Below are 18,775 nucleotides of genomic sequence, written 5' to 3' on the forward strand. Positions count from 1 at the left end.
CCTGACCGAGCCGTGCTCCAGGGGTTCAGAGTCCGGCAGGCCTCCGGTGATGGTGGGGCTACGCCGTCAGCGAGACGTCGAGCGGCTCGAGCTGCGCTGTGAGGACGGGCATCGGTGTCACGGCGCCACCGAGGCGTGCGTAGACCTTGCGCCGGGTCGCAATCGGGAGCCCGTTGACCGTCTTGTATTCCGACGTGAAGTGCGCGCCAGTCGCCCAGGCGCCGACGACGTCGGCCCTGTAGTCATGGCGCAGGAGCAGCCCGTCGCGGTCGAAATAGAACTTCTGTCGCGGGCTGTGTGTGTGGATTTGCTCCGGAAAGAGGGCGCTGATTTCGAAGCCCTCGCGGGTCTCCACGGTGGTGGTGCTCAGCTCGCGCAGCAGGAACGGAATGCTGAGGTAGGTCGTGATGGCGTAGCCAAAGAAGTAGACCGCATCGGCGCTGCTCCACCGGCGGTACTTTCGAAAGCCCTCGAAGGTGCGACGGTACGCGTCCTGGCCGTCCACACGCCCCGCGCTGAAGGTGCCCAGGCCCTCGAACTCGGCGCGGAACTGCTTCGGATACACCCGGACGAGCCCTGGGGTGGGGAAGGTCCTGCCCAGTCCCTTCATCGCCGGGAGTGGCCCTCCGAGCGCGAGCATCCGGAGTGTCACGCAATCCAGCCGCCGCCAGAGCGAGTCACCTCCGTACCGGGCAATCGCCTTGTCGAGTGGAGTCATCGCATCCTCGAGTCTCACGGGGAGGGCCTGCTCGCCATCGACACCTCCGGCTGTACCCGGCCGTAGGGAGCATGGGGGAGATGGAAGGGCTGTTGAGGGGGGCGGGCTGGAGTGCAGGGGCCGAGGAGGGCCGCTGACACTCTCCGAGCCGCTCCGCACGCTCCTGCTCAGGGCTCCAGCTCCGGCGGCTGGCATGACTCGCGCCCGAGCGCCGCGAGGCGGCTTCGCAGCACCTTCTCCAGCTCGGGCTGGCGGTGCTCCTGGAGCAGGTCGATGGCACGCCGCTCGGCCAGGATGGCCTCTGCGCAGGCGCCGACGCCCGCGGAGGCCATGGCATAGGTGTCCAGCACATGGGGGCTCCAGGGCGCCAGCGAGACCGCCCGCTTCGCGATGGGGAGCGCCTCCGCGAAGCGCCCCTCGGTGACGAGCATCCACGCCAGCCTGTTCGCCGCGCTCACGTGCCGCGGAGCGAGCGCCAGGGCCTTCCGCAAGGCTTCCTCCCGCTCGTTCCGCGAGGCCGCGTCGCGAGGCAGCGAGGTGGCCAGCAGCAGCCACGCGGCGCTCTCGTCGGGATGGGCAGCCACCGCCGCGCGGGCAATTCCGGCCCGCTCGTGCTCGGGCGCGATGGCTGCCTTCGTGCGCAGGGCCAGCACCCCCTGGGGCTCCAACCGGATGGCCTCGGTGAGCTCGGCCTTCGCCAGCTTCTCCCTCGTCTGCGCGCGAGTCTGCTGCTCGGCCATGCCCGCGGCCATCGCCGCCAGCTTCGACCGGGTGGCATGGACCTCGGCATCCTCCAGCGGCCGCTCCGCGAAGCTCGAGCTCACCGGAGGCACCTGGACCGTGAGCTCCTGGTAGGAGCCCCGCTTCAGGTACTCCAGCAACACGGAGTCCAGCGAGCGGGCATACAGGTCCGGAAGCGTCGCCCGGAGGGACGAGTCGGGGTCGTCTCCCTGCGCGAGCTGGGCCTGGTAGTCGGCGAAGGCCTCCGAGCGGGTGTTGTAGAGCCAGTGCACCAGCAGCCAGCTCCCGGAGTACCGGCCGGCCATCACCAGGTCCGTGTCCGACTCGCTCGACGAATCCCACGCGAGCACATCGCTCATCGTCCAGTCGTCCCGCAGCAGCCCGCGCTCCGACGCGTCCAGGAGGAGCTTCATCTGGGACGTGGCCTCCAGGTGCGGCGTGCCCAGCACGGCCGTCTTCCCGTCCTCCGACAGGTGCAGCGTTTCCAGGAACTGGGCCAGCCCCTCGGCCAGCCAGCGCGGCTGGCGGATGAGGACGTAAGTGCTCAGGTGATGGGCCAGCTCATGCTTCAGCGCGGACGAGGAGATGTCCGACAGCCCCGTGAAGCGGCGCTGCCACGTGTCGGGCGAGCCGTGCAGGACGATGACCGGCTCGTTGTCGTCCTTCAGGAAGAAGGCCTCCAGCCGCCGGGGGAAGAGGCCCTCGAACTCGGAGCTGTCCGCGAGGACGATGACGGAGACCTTCACCATCTCCTTGCGGAGCGCGGCGGGCCAGGCGGCGGCGAGGATGGCCACGTGCGTCCGCTCCAGGTAGCCCATGGCCTTGCGCGCCTCGTCGGCCGGCAGGTCCGTGTGCAGGGTGTAGCGCTCGCTGTCCAGCTCCATCCACTCGCGCCCCCCTTCTCCAGGGCACCGGGTGAAGCGGGGGCCCGCGACGCAGGCGACGTTCGACACGACCAGGACGCCGAGCAGCGCGCCCATCCAGACACTCTGACGCATGACAGGCACTCCCCCCGGAGTCACCGGCTCCGGCCTGCGAGTGATTGCGCCTGGCAGTCTACCCGCACGTGCCGGGGTTGGGCACTGTGCCTTCAGTCGGTGAACGACCCGGGCTCCTTGCTGAAGCCCGCCTTCGCATGGCGAGCCCGCCGCTCGGCGCGGGAGGCCTGCTCGAGCGAGGCGACAACATCCCTGATACAGGGGGGCCCCACCAGCGCCGCTGCGCACCCGCCATCAGGCCTGGGCGCCCCGCGCCGCGAGGGACTTCGCCGCGGGCTGTTCCGGGAGCTCGATGATGAAGCGGGCGCCCACTCCCACCTGCCCTTCGGCCCGGATGGTCCCTCCGTGCCGCTGGATGACGTTCGACACCGTCGCGAGTCCCAGCCCGGTGCCGGCATAGCCCGAGGCCGAGGGGAGCCGGACGAAGGGCTCGAAGAGCTTCGACGCGGCATGAGTGTCGAAGCCGATGCCATTGTCCTCGACGACGAGCGAAGTCGGCGTCGGGCCACGGGTCACCGCGATGCGAGCGCCAGGCCGGCCCACGACGAACTTCCACGCGTTCTCGAGCAGGTTCGTCAGCGCGACGCGCATCAGCCCTTCGTCGACGGTGAAGGCCAGCCCCGGCTCCACGTGGGTCTCCACGAGAGACGAGGCATGCCGCGCCCGGAGGGAGCGGATGATGTCTTCGCTGACGGCCGACAGGTCTGTCGGGCGCGGAGCGAGCCCTCCTATCTTGGCGAAATGGAGGCGGATGAGGCTCTCCGTGATGTCGTTCATGCGGTTGGCGGCGCCTCGGATGTCCTGGGCGGCATCGTTCTGCGCATCGGGGAGCGGCTCGCTGGCCAACCAGTTCGCGCTGCTCCGAACGACCTGGATGAGGTTTCGAAGGTCGTGAGCCACCGTCGCGGCAAAGGCCTGGAGCTGGGTATTGGCCGCTCGTAACTCGACGGTGCGCTCCGCCACCTGGCGCTCCAGCGAGCGGCGCAGGGCGATGTTCTGGAGGCAGGAGGCGACCACGGTGGCGAGCGAGTCGAGCCGGGCGAGCTGGTCGGACGTGGGCTCGACGCGCAGCTGCCAGTAGGCGCCGATGGCCGCAGACACGTCGCCCTGACCCACCGGCACCATCGCCATGCTCTTCACGAAGGTCGGGGCGTAGGCCTCCACGGGCACGCGCGGGTCGGCGAACACGTCGGGGATGACGGTCCGCTTGCCATTCATCATGCACCAGCCGCTGACGCACGCCGTCAGTGGAAAGCGGCGCCCCTTGAACAGCGGACCAATCGCGTCCTCGTCGACATAGAAGCACTCGGCCCCATCACGAATGACGAAGGTGACGCCGTCGCAGCCCACCCACTTCCGGGCAGCGCGACGAATGACGGCGATGACGTCCGCGTCGGTCTCTGCGTTGCCCAGCTCACGTGCGATATGCGCAAACTCCATCCACGCCCCCTCGTCCCAGGGATACTACTGGCATCAGGTCTCCCGGGTGTCATGCCGAGACCTGCCACGTGGAACCCACCCCAGACGCCCAGTGCCCCCTGCGCCGGCATAGGGGATTTTCACGGGGTCAGGCGCAACCCACATCCAGACGCTTGCGCGGCATTGGGTTCTGCGCGCGATGGACGAGCGGGTGTGCGCCTACTTCCGCAGCAGCGTGCCCTCGAAGAAGAACGCGAGGCACGCGGCGAGAATCAGCCACGTCCACAGCGGCACGGCCGGCTTGTCCGTGTCGCCGCTCGACGCCTTCACCGTGTCCTCACCGAAGTACGCGGTGAGGGTGTCCTGCGGCACGCGGCTCAAATCACTCTCCGACGGGTCCAGCGACGCGGCGAAGGACAGGGCCGGCATCAGCTTGCCGTCCGCGCCCAGCACCGAGTACGCGCCCGGCTCCGTCACCGGGCCCGCCACCAGCGAGCCGTCCGGCTGCTCCTTCACCGGCACTTCACTGCCATCCGGCGCGCGCACGGCGGACACCTTCTGCGTGCCCTCGGGCCGCAGCGTCGCGCCCTCGCCCACGCGCACCCGAATCTCCTCGCGCTCCTCCAGCGAGCCCGTGAGGTATGCGGCGAAGCGCTGCATCAGCGGCAGGAATGAGGTGCGGATGGCGAAGTCACTCCAGTCGCGGTCCACCGTGCTGGTGAACAGCGCCACGCGGCCCTTGCCCTTGCGCATCACCGCCACCGCCGGAGCGCCGTCCTCGTACGTGGCCAGCACCTGACTGGCGCCCGGCGAGCGCGGGTTGTCCGCCTCCAGCAGCATGTACTTGAAGAAGCGCGCCCCGATGAGGCCCTCCTCCGCGCGCCCCGTGAAGGGCGAGAAGAGGACGTGCTCCACCGACACCTTCGCCAGCCGCGCCGTCTTCGTATCCGCTTCCGGGTCCTCGCGCTCGGCACTGGTACGGACGAGGCGCAGCGGGCGGGGCAGCACGCCGCTCAGCCGCTCGTTGTACTCCTCCGTGTTCACCCGGTCGCCCATGCTGATGAAGAGGCCACCGCCGTTCTCTACGAAGTCCGCCAGCCGCTTCGCATCGTCCGCGCCCGGCGCCGCCACGTTGAGCAGCAGCACCAGGTCGTACGTGGAGAAGTCCTCGCGCAGCCCCACCTCCGCGTCGCGCGTGGCCACCTCCACCGGCGAGCCCGGGGCGGTGAGCGCCGCGTCCACGAAGAAGGCCTCGTCCCGGTAGCGCGTCGCATGCGGCGCCCCGTTCACCACCAGCGCCTTCAGCGCTCGCGGCACCGGCAGCACGAAGGCCCGCTTGTCATCCTCCGCCAGCGCGTCCGGCGCCAGGGACACCTGCCCCACCACCGTGCCGCCCTGCGGGAAGCGCACCGTCAGTGCCTTCTGCGTGGTGCCGCCCGCGGGCACGTCCACGAAGCCCTTGGCCAGCGTCTGCTCGCCCACGCGCACCGTGGCTTCCAGGTCCTTCACCGCCTCCGCGCCGAAGTTGCGCACCGTGAAGGTGAACTGGAACGAGCGCGGACCCGCCTGCAGCGCGGGCTCCACCTTGAGGTCGACAATGGCGTGGTTGTTCAGCACGTCCCGGCCGCTGGCCGCGTCGCGCAGCACCACCTCCGGCTTCACCGGCGCGCCCGTGGGGCCCTTCATCGTGGGCGGAGGCGCCTCCAGCCGGAACGCGCCCGCAGTCATGTCGGAGACCACCACCAGCCGCTTGCCCGGCATGGGGTTCTCCTCCAGCGCCCGCGCCGCCATGTCCATGCAGCGCGACAGGTCCGCCGCGCCGTACGTGGGCTTCGCCTCGTCCACCAGCCCGCGCAGCCGGCCCCGGTCGAAGCCGGGCGGTGGAGGCGCGGCCGGCGACTGGGTGCACACCAGCACCGTGGCGGGCTCTTCCGGGAGCAAGTCCTTCAGTGCGTCACGGGCCTCGTCCCGGCCGCGCTCGAAGAGGGACGTGCCGTCCGACCAGCGCATGGACAGCGACGCGTCCAGGATGATGGCCGTGGCGGCGGGGCCCTTCACCACCTGGGCGGCCGCCGCGTCCGAGCGGAATTCAGGCCGGGCCAGCGCCAACGGAATGGCGAGGAGGATGAGGGTGCGCAGCGCGTACAGGAGCAGGCGCTTGAGCTTGAGGCGGCTGGCGGTGCGCTTCTGGCTGCGCAGCACGAAGGCCAGCGGACCGAAGGGGTGCGGCCGGGGACGGCGCCGGTCGAACAGGTGCACCAGCAGGGGGATGAGGGCGCCCAGCGCGCCCAGCAGCATCCACGGATTGCCGAACGTCACGCGCGCCTCCCGCGCCGCGCGAGGTAGCGCAGCAGCACGTCGTCCAGCTTCTCGTCGGTGCGCACCAGCTCGTAGTCCACGTCCGCCTCGGCGCACGCGGCCTTCGTGCTCGCGAGGAAGGCGTTGAACTCCTCCAGGTAGCTCTCCTTGATTTCGCGCGGGTTCACCTCGATGCGGCCCTCGCCCTCCATGTCGAGGAACAGCGTGGGGTCATCGAAGGGGAACGTCAGCTCCGCCGGGTCCACCAGGTGGAACACCGAGACGTCGTTCTTCCGCTGCCGCAGCGCGAGGATGCGCTTGAGCGCGTCCTGGTTCTCGTCGAGCAGGTCGGACAGGACGATGACGGTGGAGCGGCGCGGCAGCACCTCCACCAGGTGGTCCGCGGCGCTGCCCAGGTCCGTGGCGCCGTTGGGCTGCGTGGACTCCAGCGTGTCGAGCAGCACGTTGAGGTGGCCGGCGGACGCGCGCGGCGGCACGTCCCGCCACTTGCCGCCCGTCATCAGCGCCAGGCCCGCCGCGTCCTGCTGGCGCACCAGCAGGTAGCAGAGCGCGCCGGCCAGCGTGTTGGCCACGTCCAGCTTGCTCAGCGCGCCGCTGCGGTAGCCCATGGAGGCGGAGGCATCCACCACCATGACGGCGCGCAGGTTCGTCTCGTGCTCGAAGCGCTTGACGTAGTACTTGTCGAACTTGCCGTACGCCTTCCAGTCGAGGTGGCGCAGCTCGTCGCCGGGGGCGTACTCCTTGTGCTCGGCGAACTCCACGCTCTGCCCCTGATGGGGGCTCTTGTGGAGGCCGGACAGCACGCCCTCCATCACCGCGCGGGCGCGCAGCTTTACACCGCGGAGGCGGGCCAGCGTCTGGGCGTCGAGCAGCATGGCGTTCGCGCGCCTAGCCCTTCACCACCGCGAGGAGCTGGTCGATGAGCTTCACCGAGGTGATGCCCTCGCTCTCCGCGGTGAAGTTGGGCAGCACGCGGTGGCGCAGCACGGGACGCGCCAGCGCACGCACGTCCTCGACGGTGGCCACGAAGCGGCCGTTGAGGATGGCGCGCGCCTTGGCGGCGACCACCAGGTACTGGCTCGCGCGAGGCCCCGCGCCCCACGACGCATTCTTCGCGATGAAGTCCGGCGCGCCCGGCTCCTTGGGACGCGTGTGGCGCACCAGGTCCACCGCGTAGCGCACCACGTGGTCCGGCACGGGCACCCGGCGCACCAATTCCTGCAACGCGAGGATGCGCTCAGGCGAGAGAATCTTCTCCAGCTTCGGCTGCGGGCCGCCGGTGGTGCTCTTGACGATCTGCACCTCCTCCTCGGCGGTGGGGTAGCCCACGTCCACCAGGAACATGAACCGGTCCAGCTGCGCCTCGGGCAGCGGGTACGTGCCCTCCTGCTCGATGGGGTTCTGCGTGGCGAACACGAGGAAGGGCAAATCGAGCGGGTAGGTGCGGCCGCCGGCGGTGACGCGGTACTCCTGCATGGCCTGGAGGAGCGCGGCCTGCGTCTTGGGCGGGGTGCGGTTCACCTCGTCCGCGAGGATGATGTTCGCGAACAGGGGGCCCTGGAGGAAGCGGAAGGTGCGCCGGCCGGTGGTGCGGTCCTCTTCGAGGATGTCCGTGCCGGTGATGTCCGACGGCATCAGGTCCGGGGTGAACTGGATGCGGTTGAAGGAGAGGTTGAGGACGTCCGCCAGGGTGGAGATGAGCAGCGTCTTGGCGAGGCCGGGCACGCCGACGAAGAGACAGTGGCCGCGGCTGAAGAGCGAGATGAGCAGGTGCTCCACCACTTCGCGCTGGCCGACGACGCGCTTCTCGATTTGAGCGACGATTTCGTTCCGGGCCTGGGAGAGCTCCTCGACGGCGCGGAGGTCGTCGCTCGAGGCGTCGGGCACGGGGCGTGGGGCAGGGGCGGCGCTTTCCATGGAAGGGTTCTCTTAATTCGCGGGCGGCGCAGGGACCAACGGTTTCCGTCACGAGAGCGGCCGAGGCGTGCGCTGGCAACCGTTGGGGCGCAGACCTATTCCGCTGCCGTACATTCCGGCACGTCCGGGTACAGACGGGCTTCGGGCTCCGGCCGCCTGCACGCCCCCCGGCCATGTATGGCCATCCCCAGGGGCGGGGGAATGCCGCTCCCAGAACACGCTGCTTACGTTCCCGAGGCCCTGCTGCCAGTGACGGAGAGCGGGTCCTTGGAGCGCGCATGCGGTCAGAGCGAGTGGGCAACCGTTGGCTGGGGCTGTTTCCCATGGCCCTGCTGTGGCTGGGGGCGGGGTGCGGCGGGAGCGCGGAGGCGACCCCCTCGGACGACGGGCAGCCGGCCTCGGACGCGCTGGCGCCCTCGCTCCCGGAGGGGGCCGGTGAGTCCCCGCAGACGCCCCGGGAGCCGGCGACTCCGGAGCGGCCCGCGCCGTCCGCGGGGCTGGCGTGGAGCCAGCTCGTCGGCGGTCCCCAGGACGACAGCGGCACCGGGGTGGCGGTGGGGCGGGATGGGGATGTGCTGGTCGTGGTGTCGAGCACCCCGCGCTCGGACGAGGACCGTGAGTCGGTGGAGGGGGAGAAGCTGGCGCTGACGCTGGCGCGGTATGCGCCGGATGGGAGGGTGCGCTGGGCTCGTGAGTTCGTCCGCAACCGCCTGTCCGGGACGCGAGTGGCGGCGTCAGCTGGGAGCGACGGTGCGGTGTTCCTCACGGGCAATGCGTTCTTGTACACGGCGGACTTCGGGCTGGGCGAGGCGCAGGACGGCTTCCTGGTGAAGTTCTCCGCCGAGGGCACGGCGGTGTGGCAGCAGCGCGTGGGGCAGAAGGCGCACGCGGTGGCGGCGGACGCGGCGGGCGGGGTGCTGGCGGCGGGCGAGGAATGGACGGCGGAGGCGCATGACCCGGTGCTCACGCGCTACGGGGCGGATGGCTCCGTGCGGTGGACGCGGCGCTTCGCGGGAGCGGGGGAGGGCACGTTGCTCGATGCGGTGGCGGTGACTCCCGCTGGGCTGTCGGTGCTCGCGGGGCAGCTCGTGGGCGCGCTGGCGGTGGAGGGCCGGACGTTCGGGACGCCGAATGTGCGGAGCCTGGTGGTGTTCGTGTTCGATGTGGACGGGCGGCTGGTGTGGGGCCGCGAAGTGCCGGGCGCGAAGGGGCGGGTGACGTCGGTGGCGGTGGGGCCGGATGGCGCGGTGGCGGTGGCGGGTGACTTCGCGGGGCTGATGGTGTGGGGCGAGGCGTCGCTGGGCAGCTCGGGGGCGTATGTGTTCACCGTGGGGGCGGACGGGAGCGAGCGCTGGCTGAAGCAGCCGTCGTGTGGCCCGGTGGCGCAGGTGGGGCCGGCGGTCGCGGTGGACGGTGAGGGCACGGTGGCGGTGGCGTGCGGCGACGTGCTCACGCGGTACGGCGCGGATGGGGCATGGCGGGATGAGCGGCGGTTGCCCGTGGCGCAGTGCCAGCGCGGCGAGTGTTCGCTCGCGGCGGCGGGGATGGCGGTGGTGCCCGGGAAGGGGCTCGCCGTCACGGGGTGGCAGCGCGATGGTGCGGGCAAGGCGTGGAACCAGGATGCGTTCCTGCGGGTCGTGGTGCCGTAGCCGTGCGCGGGCCGCTACAGTGCGCGCCCATGTCCGCTCCTGCCGCTGACGTACTGCTGGAGGTAGAGGGTGCCATTGCCACCCTCACCCTGAATGACACCGCTCGCCGCAACGTGATGACTCCCGAGCTGGGGGCCGCGCTGCGGACCCATGTGGAGTCGCTGCGCGGGCGCACCGACGTGCGCGCCGTGGTCCTCACCGGCGCGGGGGGCGCGTTCTCCGCGGGCGGCGACTTGAAGATGCTGGAGCGGCTGCGCAAGGCCTCCTTCGAGGAGGCTCGCGTCTTCATGCTCGACTTCTACGCGCGCTACCTGAGCGTGCTCGATTTGCCCATGCCCACCGTGGCCGCGGTGGAGGGGCCGGCCATCGGCGCGGGCCTGTGCGTGGCGCTCGCGTGTGACGTGTGCATCGTGGGCGAGGACGCGAAGCTCGCGCTCAACTTCGTGCAGCTCGGCTTGCACCCCGGCATGGGCGCGACGTACTTCGTGCCCCGGCGCGCCGGTGCCCAGGCCGCGGCGGAGCTGCTCCTCACCGGCCGCCGCTTCGACGGGAAGGAAGCGGCGCGCCTCGGGCTCGCGCTGGAGGCCGCGCCCCCGGGCACCGCGCTCTCGCGCGCCCGGGCCCTGGCCGTGCAGCTGGCGGGCAATGCGCCACTGGCCATGCGCGCCCTCAAGCAGCGGCTGGCTCCGGACCGGGCCGCGCTTCAGGTCGCGCTGGAGGAGGAGGCGCGCTTCCAGGCGGAGAGCTACGGCAGCGCGGACCTGGGTGAGGGGCTCGCGGCCGCGGCGGCGCGCAGGCCGCCTGTGTTCGAGGGGCGCTGACTCCAGATGCGCGGGTGGCCCGTGCCTGCGAGCAGGCGCGGGGCCGCATTTCGAATCAGTACACGTTGTACTTTTTGCGGAGCGCCTCGTGCTCGTCCGCGTTGCGCGAGGGGTGCAGCTTCCGCTCGGCGTCGTGCAGGTAGTACCAGAAGTCGCTCGGCTTCGGCGTCATGGCCGCCTGGAGCGACGCGACGGTGGGCGCGCCGATGGGGCTCGGCGGCAGGCCCTTGCGGTGCCGGGTGTTGTACGGGTCCTGCGTATCGCGCAGGCGCTTGAGGAAGGCGATGCGGTCGTTCCACTGCGCCAGCTCGTAGCGAGACGTGGCGTCCACGCCGAGCGGGAAGCCCTTGTCCACGCGCTTCCAGAGGATGCCGGCCACCAGCGGGCGCTGCTCGGGGAGGGGCTCCTCGCGCTCCAGCATGGAGGCCATGATGACGACCTCGTGCAGCGTGCGGCCGCTCTTGGTGAGCCCGGCGCGGTTGGGGGCGAAGAAGCGCTCGGCGAACATGTCGAGCTGGCGCTGGATGAGCTGGTGCACGTCCAGCTTGCCCGGGAGGATTCCGTAGGTCTCCGGGTAGAGGTAGCCCTCCAGCGTGCCCGCGGAAGGCAGGGGGAACGGGGCGGTGAACTTCCCGGGGGTGCTGGCCTCGGCGATGTACGCCCCGGCGGTGATGAGGCCCGCCGCCGTGAGCGCCGCGTCGGTGTCGCGCAGGCGCCAGCCTTCCACGACGACGAAGGGGACGTCCTCGGGAATGGGGTTGTCCTCCAGCGCGGCGGCGAGCTCCGCCATCGTCATCGAGGGGCTGACCTCATGGCGCCCGGCCTTGGGCGAGAAGGCGCCGCGGCGGAACAGGAGCCAGCGCCAGATGCGCGCGTCGCGGATGAGTCCCTGGGAGGCGAGCAGCGTGCCCAGGCCGCGCCCGGACGTGCCCTTGGGGACGGTGAACTCCACGGGGGCCGCCCCGGGGGGCGCCATGGGGCTCCGCAACTGACCTTCGGCCCACAGGAAGGCACCGGTGCCGCCAATGGCCAGCAGTACGACGACCACGCACAAGAAGAGGACGAAACGCTTCATCGCGACGCAGGGTAGCACCGGACTTTGGCTTCGCACCGATTCGTGTCGCGGGTTGTCCGGTCCCGGGCGCTGGCCAGGCGGGAGGCCAGGCGGTGTGCGGCCTACGCCGCCGAGGGCGTGCCGAGCTTCAAGTCCTTGTTCAGCCCCGCGTCCCGGCTCACGCGCCAGATTTTCTGGTCCAGGTAGTAGTGGTGGAGGGCGAAGCCCCAGATGAAGCCCCCCATCAAATCCCTCAGCGTCAGCCCCGCCGCCAGCGGCAGCCGCAGGTCGAACCCGCCGCAGCCCGGGTGCGCGCCGAAGCCGCAGCCCAGCCCGCGATACAGCAGCGTGAAGACCACGCCGCACACCGCGTAGATGACGAAGCGCCGGCTCACCTGCGGCGCCCAGCCGAAAGCCTTCGGGTCCACCCCGGCCGAGTGATAGCGGTTGCGGTGATAGAACCAGACCACGCCGTGGTACTGCACGTTGTGGAACGCCGTCACCGCCACGGCGAACATGATGAAGTCCATGCGCGCCGACACCGACGGCCAGAACACCACCGCCGTCAGCCCCAGCGCCGCGCCCATCATCAGCATCTTCGGCCCGTTCACCCGCTGGCCCGCCCGCCACCGCAGCACCTGCCGCACGGCGTAGAGCACCACCAGCGCCCCCACCAGCGCGAAGCACGCCCCCGCGACCACCGGCTCCCACGTGGGCTCGCCCGTCAGCCCCAGCTGCCTGCGCGCCGTCGGGTGCGTCACCGCGAACGCCACGAACGGCGCCAGCAGCCCCGTGTACAGCGTCACGCTGTCCAGCTTCCGGTCCACCGCGGACGACTCGCCGCCCTTGCGCTGGTACAGCACCATGATGCCGTAGTGCTGCCGCACCACGTGCCAGTACGCCCACAGCGACGCGAGCGTCAGGAACACCACGAAGGGCACCTTCGTCCCCAGCAGCGCCGACACCCCGAAGCACAGCGGCCCCGACGCGAACCACCCCAGGCTGCCCAGCAGCAACCGGCGCCGCGTCTGCCACTCGCGCGCGTCCAGGTACGTGCGCGACACCGTGGCGAAGAGGTGCGGCCCATCCAGCGCCAGCACCCACGCCCACCACAGCACCAGGCTGCTGACACCTCCCCAGACATGCAGCCCGACCAACGCCAGGCTCGCGGCGGCCCCGCCCACCGTGGAAATCAGGTCGTGCCGCCGGTCCACGAGCCAGCCCGAGCGGGCCGGCGCGGCGGCGGTGAGGGTGACAGCGCTCATGAAAGGGCTCCCGCGAGGGTCAGCAAGATACAGGAAGGTGCAGGTAGGAAACTGCGCACCTGCTGTCGTCCAACCGCCGGGCGGCCAGCCGAGGGGTCAAAACCCTCTTGAGCGCGGCGTCATGTACCGCGATTGTCGGGCGCTATGGATCAAGGCAGGCGCACCACGGACCGCAAAGCAGTGGGTCTGCTGGTGAAGCTCAAGCATGAAACGGTGGGGAGCTTCGCGGAGGAGTTCGCCACCAACCTGAGCCCGGGTGGGATGTTCGTCCGCTCGCGCACCCCACAGCCCGTGGGGACACCCGTCAAGTTCGAGGTACAGATCGCCGGAGGCGTGCGCGTGCTGCGCGGCGCCGCCATGGTGCGCTGGGTCCGCGAGGTCGGAGACCCGGCCGGGCCTCCCGGCATGGGACTCCAGTTCGAGGAGCTCGACACCGCCAGTCGCGCGCTCGTGGACATGATGCTCCTGCAGCGCAAGCCGGACGCCGCCGCGTCCGCCGTGACGCCGCTGCCCTCCATCGCGCCCTCGGTGGCGCCCGCTGTCGCTCCCGCCGTGGCGCCCGTGGCCCCCCGCGCCGCCCCCGTGCAGGCGCGCCCCGCGCCGCCGCCCGCCCCCGTGCCTCCCGCTCCCGTGCGCCCCGCGGCGCCGGCCCCGGCGCCTGCTTCGCGCGCAGCGGGGGGCATGGCGCTCGACTCGCTCTTCGATGACCTGGAGTCGTCGGACGGGCCCGCCACGTCCATGGCGGACGAGACGTTCGACTTCTCGCCCCCGACGCCCGCGCCGGCCTCCGCCGCGTACACGCCGCCGCCCGCCGCGGACGACGACGTGGACATCCCGCTCGACGAGCTCATCGCGAGCACGCCGCCTCCGCCCGCTCCGCTGGACGGCGACGAGCCGCTGCCCGGGTTCGACTTCGAGATGGAGGCCCCCATCACCGGCACGCCCGTGGCCATGGGCCTGCCGCTCGACGAGCCGCCCATCGAGGTCGGCATCACCATGGAGCTCGAGCCGTCCTCCACGGACCCTTCGCCTTCGGGCGGAGCCCTGGAGTTCGAGCTGGACCTCGGTGATGCCGTGGAAGAGGCACCCCGCGCCGCGGCGCCTCCGCCTCGCGCCGCGCCGCGTGCCGCGCCTCCACCCCCGCCCCCCGCCCAGGCGTCGCCCAGCGCCGGCATCGAGTTCGAGCTCGACTTCGGCGATGTCGTGGAAGAGGCGCCTCCGTCCCGCGCGGTGGCACCGCCTCCGGCCCCTCGCGCCGCGGCCGCTCCGCCTCCGCCGCCTCGCGCCGCGCCGGCTCCCGTGGCGCCGCCTCCGGCGCCCGCCGAGGCCCGCTCCTCGGGTGGCAGCTTCGAGTTCGACCTGGACCTGTCCGACGCCATGGAGGAGGCACCTCCCGTGGCGCCTCCGCCGCCGCCCCGCGCGGCCATGTCGGCTCCGGCTCCGGTGACGCCGCCTCCGGCCCCTGCCGCGGCCCGCTCCTCGGGCGGCAGCTTCGAGTTCGACCTGGACCTGTCGGACACCGACGCGTTCGAGCCAACCAGCCCTACGCCCGCTCCCGTCGCGAAGGCCGCACCGGCGCCGGCCCGGCCCGTGGCGCCTCCGCCCGCGCCCCAGGTGGCCGCCCCGGTGGCCCGGCCTCCGCCTCCCCCCGTGGCGCCGCCTCCGCCGCCCGCGCCGTCGCTGCCCAACGTGCGCCGCGAGGCCCCGCGCGTTCCCGAGCCCGCGGGCACGCCCACGCTGCTCACCCCGGCCGCGGCGAAGCAGGCGCCCGTCGCGCCCGCGCTGGACGAGCGCGGCCTGCCGAGGACCATCTTCCTGCCGCCGCCCGGGCAGCTCAGCGGTACGGGCCCGGTCATCGGCATCGACCTGGGCACCACCAACTCGTGCGTGGCGCTGCTCACCAACGGCCGGCCGCTCGTGCTGCGCTCGCGCGAGGGCTACAACACGATTCCGTCGGTCATCTCGCTCAACGCGCAGAACAAGCTGCTCGTCAGCCACCGCGCGAAGAACCAGCTCGTGCTGCGCCCGCAGCAGACCATCTACGGCGCGAAGCGACTGGTGGGCCGTCCCTACGACAGCGCCGTGGTGAACCAGGTCCGCGAGCGCTTCCACTACGAAATCGTCCCCGACGCCGCGGGCCGCGCTGCCGTGCGCCTGGGCGACAACGTGCTGTCGCTCGAGGAGGTGCAGGCCATCATCCTCCGCGAGTGCAAGGAGATGGCGGAGGCCCACCTCAACCAGAAGGTGGAGCGCGCGGTGGTGACGGTGCCCGCGTACTACTCCGAGCCGCAGCGTGAGGCTGTCCGCAAGGCCGGCGTCCTCGCCGGGCTCAAGGTGGAGCGCATCCTCAACGAGCCCACCTCCGCGGCGCTCGCCTACGGCCTCAACCGCGAGCTGAACAAGAAGGTCCTCGTCTACGACCTGGGCGGCGGTACCTTCGACGCCACCATCCTCAAAATCGAGAAGAACGTCTTCGAGGTGCTCGGCACCGGCGGCGACATCTTCCTGGGCGGTATCGACTTCGACAACCTCATCGTCGACTGGCTCCTCGGGCGCTTCCAGGAGAAGGAGGGCATCGCCTTCTCCGGTGACGGCATCGCCCTGTCGCGCGTGAGCGACGCGGCCGAGCGCGCGAAGATGGCCCTCTCCGAGCGCGCCAGTTTCGAGGTCCACATCCCCATGCTGATGATGGACGACGCGGGGCGGCCCCGGGACCTCCGCGTCGTCATGACGCGGCAGGAGCTGGAGAAGATCTGCGACCCGCTGCTCAGCCGCACCGTGGACGTGGTGCGCGACGTGCTGCTGGACGCGAAGCTCAAGGCCTCCGAGGTGGATGACATCATCCTCGTGGGCGGCATGAGCCGCATGCCCCTGGTGCGCGACAAGCTCAAGGGGCTGTTCGGCAAGGGGCCGCAGGCCAGCGTCAACGCCGACGAGGCGGTGGCCCTGGGCGCGGCGCTCTACTCGGGCTCGGTGGACAAGGTGAGCAGCGTGGTGCTCATCGACGTGCTGCCGATGACGGTGGGCGTGGCCATGCCCGGCGGCGCCTTCAAGCGCGTCATCGAGCGCAACAGCCCGCTGCCTGCGCAGCGCTCCTTCGCCATCAACACGACGAAGGACAACGAGGACTTCCTCGAGCTGTCCATCTTCCAGGGCGAGGACAACCACATCTCCGCCAACGAGTACCTGGGCACGGTGCGCATCGAGGGCCTGCCGAAGGGCCCCAAGGGCGCGGTGCGCGTCGCCGTCACCATCAAGCTCGACTCGGAGTGCGTGCTGCACGTGGAAGCTCGCGAGTACTCCACGCGCAAGGAAGTGAAGGCCACACTGGCCACGCGCTATTCGCCCGAGGAGCTGCAGAAGCAACTCCAGGTGACCAAGGAGTCGGTGAAGGCGGCGGAGGACCGGCGCGGCGCCGACCTCAAGGAGCGCGCCGGCGGGTTCTGGGGCTTCGTCAAGAAGGCGCTGGGCCGCAAGTAGCGCTCCTTCCATGACGGCCACCGCGCCCCGGTACATGACGCGGTTCAGGTGCCTCGCGGATGCGTGCGAGGACACCTGCTGCGCGGGGCTCGTCGTCACCGTGAGCGAGGCGCGCTGGAAGCGCCTGCGCGACGCGGTGGCGGGCGGCCCGGACGCGGCGCGGGTGGAGGCGTTCATCCGGCCGGACGAAGGCAGCGGCCCCGGCGCGGAGGCCGCGGTCATCGCCAAGCGCGAGGACGGGCACTGCGCGTTCCTGGATGAGCGCAAGCTGTGCTCGCTGCACCGGGCGTATGGTGAGGCGGTGCTGCCGGATGCGTGCGCGACGTTTCCCCGCGTGGCCACGCGGTGGGGCGAGCGGCTGGAGGTGGCCGGCTCGCTCGCGTGCCCGGAGGTGGCACGGCTGTGCCTGCTTGCCGAGGACGGTGTGGAGCCCGTGCCCGTGTCCGAAGATGTGGCCGCGCGTCCGGAGATAGCGCGGCGGCTCGGAGGCGATGCGTGGACGGGGCACGCGGAGGCCGTGCGTGCCGTGGCGATGCGACTGCTTCAACGGCGAGAGGTCCCGTTCGCCTCGCGGCTGTTCGCGCTGGGCCAGCTCGCGCTCCGGTTGGATGGGTTCTACTTCCAGGGCACGGAGGCGTTCAGCGATGAGGCCGAGGCCCTGCTCGCCGACGTGCTCCGCTCCTTCGACGCGCCAGAAGTGCTGGCGGAGCTTCATGCCGGCTTCTCGGACATTGCACTGCCAGGAGGCCCTTGGGCGGCCATCTGCGCCACCGTGCTCAAGGCCCGCCTCGGGTTCGTGCGCAGCGAGCGATTCGCCGTGCTCGCGCGCGCGGTGCTCGCGTCCTACGGCGGCGCGGAGTCACCGGACGACGTCTGGCGCATCCACTCGGAGCGGCGCGCGCAGCTGGCCCCGGGACTGGCGGAGCGCGTGGAGCAGTACTTCCGCCACCACGCGGTGAACCACTGGCTGCGCCACCCCTTCACCGATGCGCCCACGCTGCTGGACTACGTGTTCCGCCTGACGTTGCGCGCGGCGGTGCTGCGGTGGACGCTCTTCGGCCACCCGACGGTGGTGTCGCTGTGCGGAGTGGAGGACTCGCCGGACGCGCGGACCCGGCTGGACGCCGCCGCGGTGGAGTGCTTCCAGCTCATCGCGAAGCACGTGGAGCAGGCGCCGGAGCTGCACTCGCTCGCGCAGGGGCTGGCGGGGAAGGGCGGCGCGGAGACGCTGGGCCGCATGCTGGTGCTGCTGAAGGGACTGTGAGCCCGCGGCTCAGCCCGTGACGCCGAGCAGCTCGCGCAGCTGCCGCAGCATCTCGATTTCCTCCCCATGCACGTGGCTGTCACTGGCCATGAGTCCCTGGGCCGCCTGGATGGCCGCGTTCGGGTTGGCGCGCAGCACGCCCAGGTTCGGCGCGGGCAGCGGCTCGCCGTTCTTCAGGCACCGCGTAATCGCGGCCAGCTCCTCCAGCGGCACGCTCATGCCGCGCGCGGCCGCCACGAGGTGCTGGATTTCCTCGTGGGTGACGCGGTCGTCGCTGGTGGCGACCTGGAGCAGCAGCTTGACGACCTCGATGTGGAACCGCGACTCGGAGCTCGGAGGGGTGGTCATCGCACCCCCACTCCTAAGTCACTCCCGGGGGACAGGAAAGCCCCTCAGGACTCCGAGCGGGGCTTCACGCCCAGCCGCTGCATCGCCTGCTTGAAGACGGCGTAGTCCTGCGCGCCCTGGAGCCCGAACTTGTCCCCGAGGATGAACGTGGGCACCGCGTTGATGCCCAGCTCATGGGCCTGCTTCACGGAGTCCTCCACGGCCTCCTTGTAGCGGCCCTCCTCGACGGCGCGCTGCACCTCGTCCGGATTCAGCCCGGCCTCCTCGGCCGCGCCCCGCAGCGTGTCCCACTGCCAGAGGTCCTGGCCCTCGCTCCAGTAGCGCCGGAGGATGGCCGCGTTGAAGGGCTCCAGCTTCCCCTGCTCGCGGGCATACTCCGCGGCTTGGTGGGCGCGCCGGGTGGAGGGAATGACTTCCCGCTCCACCATGGTCAGCCCGGCCGCGGCCGCGCGGCGCTTCAGCGGGTTGTTGGGGTCCTTCATCCGCTCGCGCACGTAGGCCGGTAGGGGCAGTCCCTCTGGCGGCGTCTCCGGGCGCAGGAAGAATGGACGCCAGTCCACCTGGACGTCGTATTCCTTCTTCAGCTTCTCGACCTCCACGAGGCCGACGTAACACCAGGGTCAGACGAAGTCGGACCAGACGCGGACGATGATGGGCTCGCTCATGTCCCTGCCTGTAACACCGTCGCGCCGCGGCGTCATGGCGACGTGAAGGCCGCGGCGCGTCACGCCTGGTCCGGGTGACGCATGGTGGACAGCGCCCGGCCGAGCGGGCAGCGTCCA

Annotated in this window: 13 protein-coding genes and 1 pseudogene; 4 read left to right on the forward strand and 10 right to left on the reverse strand. The window is 71.3% G+C overall.

Translation table 11 applies throughout. The features are described from left to right. Positions 1 to 58 precede the first annotated feature (58 nt). The 6 genes from G4D86_RS16850 to G4D86_RS16875 all read right to left on the reverse strand — a co-directional run bounded on the left by G4D86_RS16850 (position 59) and on the right by G4D86_RS16875 (position 8,112). The gene (locus G4D86_RS16850) at positions 59 to 718 is read right to left on the reverse strand and encodes a hypothetical protein (protein ID WP_163994872.1); all 660 of its coding nucleotides are present in this window, start codon (positions 716 to 718) and stop codon (positions 59 to 61) included. A gap of 167 nt (positions 719 to 885) precedes the next feature. After that, positions 886 to 2,457 (reverse strand): DUF1570 domain-containing protein, encoded by a 1,572-nt coding sequence (locus G4D86_RS16855; RefSeq protein ID WP_163994873.1) that lies wholly within the window; start codon positions 2,455 to 2,457, stop codon positions 886 to 888. A gap of 234 nt (positions 2,458 to 2,691) precedes the next feature. Further along, positions 2,692 to 3,897 carry a sensor histidine kinase gene (locus G4D86_RS16860; protein ID WP_163994875.1) on the reverse strand — a complete coding sequence of 402 codons (1,206 nt, stop codon included), beginning with the start codon at positions 3,895 to 3,897 and terminating at the stop codon, positions 2,692 to 2,694. A 198-nt stretch (positions 3,898 to 4,095) separates the two neighbouring features. Next, positions 4,096 to 6,195, reverse strand: a complete 2,100-nt coding sequence (locus tag G4D86_RS16865; RefSeq protein ID WP_163994877.1) for a BatA domain-containing protein — start codon at positions 6,193 to 6,195, stop codon at positions 4,096 to 4,098. Continuing rightward, positions 6,192 to 7,070: a DUF58 domain-containing protein gene (locus tag G4D86_RS16870; RefSeq protein WP_163994879.1), complete on the reverse strand. Its 879-nt coding sequence runs from the start codon at positions 7,068 to 7,070 to the stop codon at positions 6,192 to 6,194. Before G4D86_RS16870 ends, G4D86_RS16865 begins: the two co-directional genes overlap by 4 nt. A 13-nt stretch (positions 7,071 to 7,083) precedes the next feature. After that, positions 7,084 to 8,112 carry an AAA family ATPase gene (locus tag G4D86_RS16875; RefSeq protein WP_163994881.1) on the reverse strand — a complete coding sequence of 343 codons (1,029 nt, stop codon included), beginning with the start codon at positions 8,110 to 8,112 and terminating at the stop codon, positions 7,084 to 7,086. 278 nt (positions 8,113 to 8,390) lie between these two features. Here G4D86_RS16875 and G4D86_RS16880 point away from each other — a divergent pair, with 278 nt between their 5' ends. Then, positions 8,391 to 9,761 carry a hypothetical protein gene (locus G4D86_RS16880; protein ID WP_163994883.1) on the forward strand — a complete coding sequence of 457 codons (1,371 nt, stop codon included), beginning with the start codon at positions 8,391 to 8,393 and terminating at the stop codon, positions 9,759 to 9,761. 29 nt (positions 9,762 to 9,790) lie between these two features. Further along, positions 9,791 to 10,582 carry an enoyl-CoA hydratase/isomerase family protein gene (locus tag G4D86_RS16885; RefSeq protein ID WP_163994885.1) on the forward strand — a complete coding sequence of 264 codons (792 nt, stop codon included), beginning with the start codon at positions 9,791 to 9,793 and terminating at the stop codon, positions 10,580 to 10,582. A 55-nt stretch (positions 10,583 to 10,637) separates the two neighbouring features. Here the strand turns inward: G4D86_RS16885 and mltG are convergent, their stop codons facing one another. Both mltG and G4D86_RS16895 read right to left on the reverse strand, forming a co-directional pair. Further along, positions 10,638 to 11,657: an endolytic transglycosylase MltG gene (gene mltG / locus G4D86_RS16890; RefSeq protein ID WP_163994887.1), complete on the reverse strand. Its 1,020-nt coding sequence runs from the start codon at positions 11,655 to 11,657 to the stop codon at positions 10,638 to 10,640. Positions 11,658 to 11,758: 101 nt separating this feature from the next. Next, positions 11,759 to 12,901 carry a hypothetical protein gene (locus G4D86_RS16895; RefSeq protein WP_163994889.1) on the reverse strand — a complete coding sequence of 381 codons (1,143 nt, stop codon included), beginning with the start codon at positions 12,899 to 12,901 and terminating at the stop codon, positions 11,759 to 11,761. A 144-nt stretch (positions 12,902 to 13,045) separates the two neighbouring features. Between G4D86_RS16895 and G4D86_RS16900 the strand changes: the two genes are divergently transcribed. Both G4D86_RS16900 and fliB read left to right on the forward strand, forming a co-directional pair. Continuing rightward, positions 13,046 to 16,381, forward strand: coding sequence for a TIGR02266 family protein (locus G4D86_RS16900; RefSeq protein ID WP_163994891.1), 3,336 nt, complete (start codon positions 13,046 to 13,048; stop codon positions 16,379 to 16,381). A gap of 10 nt (positions 16,382 to 16,391) precedes the next feature. After that, a complete protein-coding gene (gene fliB, locus G4D86_RS16905; RefSeq protein ID WP_163994893.1) occupies positions 16,392 to 17,645 on the forward strand; it encodes a flagellin lysine-N-methylase in 1,254 nt (417 codons plus the stop codon). 9 nt (positions 17,646 to 17,654) lie between these two features. Here the strand turns inward: fliB and G4D86_RS16910 are convergent, their stop codons facing one another. Together G4D86_RS16910 and G4D86_RS16915 are read right to left on the reverse strand one after the other, a co-directional pair. Continuing rightward, positions 17,655 to 17,993 (reverse strand): TerB family tellurite resistance protein, encoded by a 339-nt coding sequence (locus G4D86_RS16910; protein WP_163994895.1) that lies wholly within the window; start codon positions 17,991 to 17,993, stop codon positions 17,655 to 17,657. Between the two features lie 44 nt (positions 17,994 to 18,037). Further along, a pseudogene (locus G4D86_RS16915) lies at positions 18,038 to 18,601 on the reverse strand (DsbA family oxidoreductase); the annotation flags it as partial. Positions 18,602 to 18,775: the final 174 nt, after the last annotated feature.

This window comes from Pyxidicoccus caerfyrddinensis, from assembly GCF_010894405.1.
GTDB lineage: Bacteria > Myxococcota > Myxococcia > Myxococcales > Myxococcaceae > Myxococcus > Myxococcus caerfyrddinensis.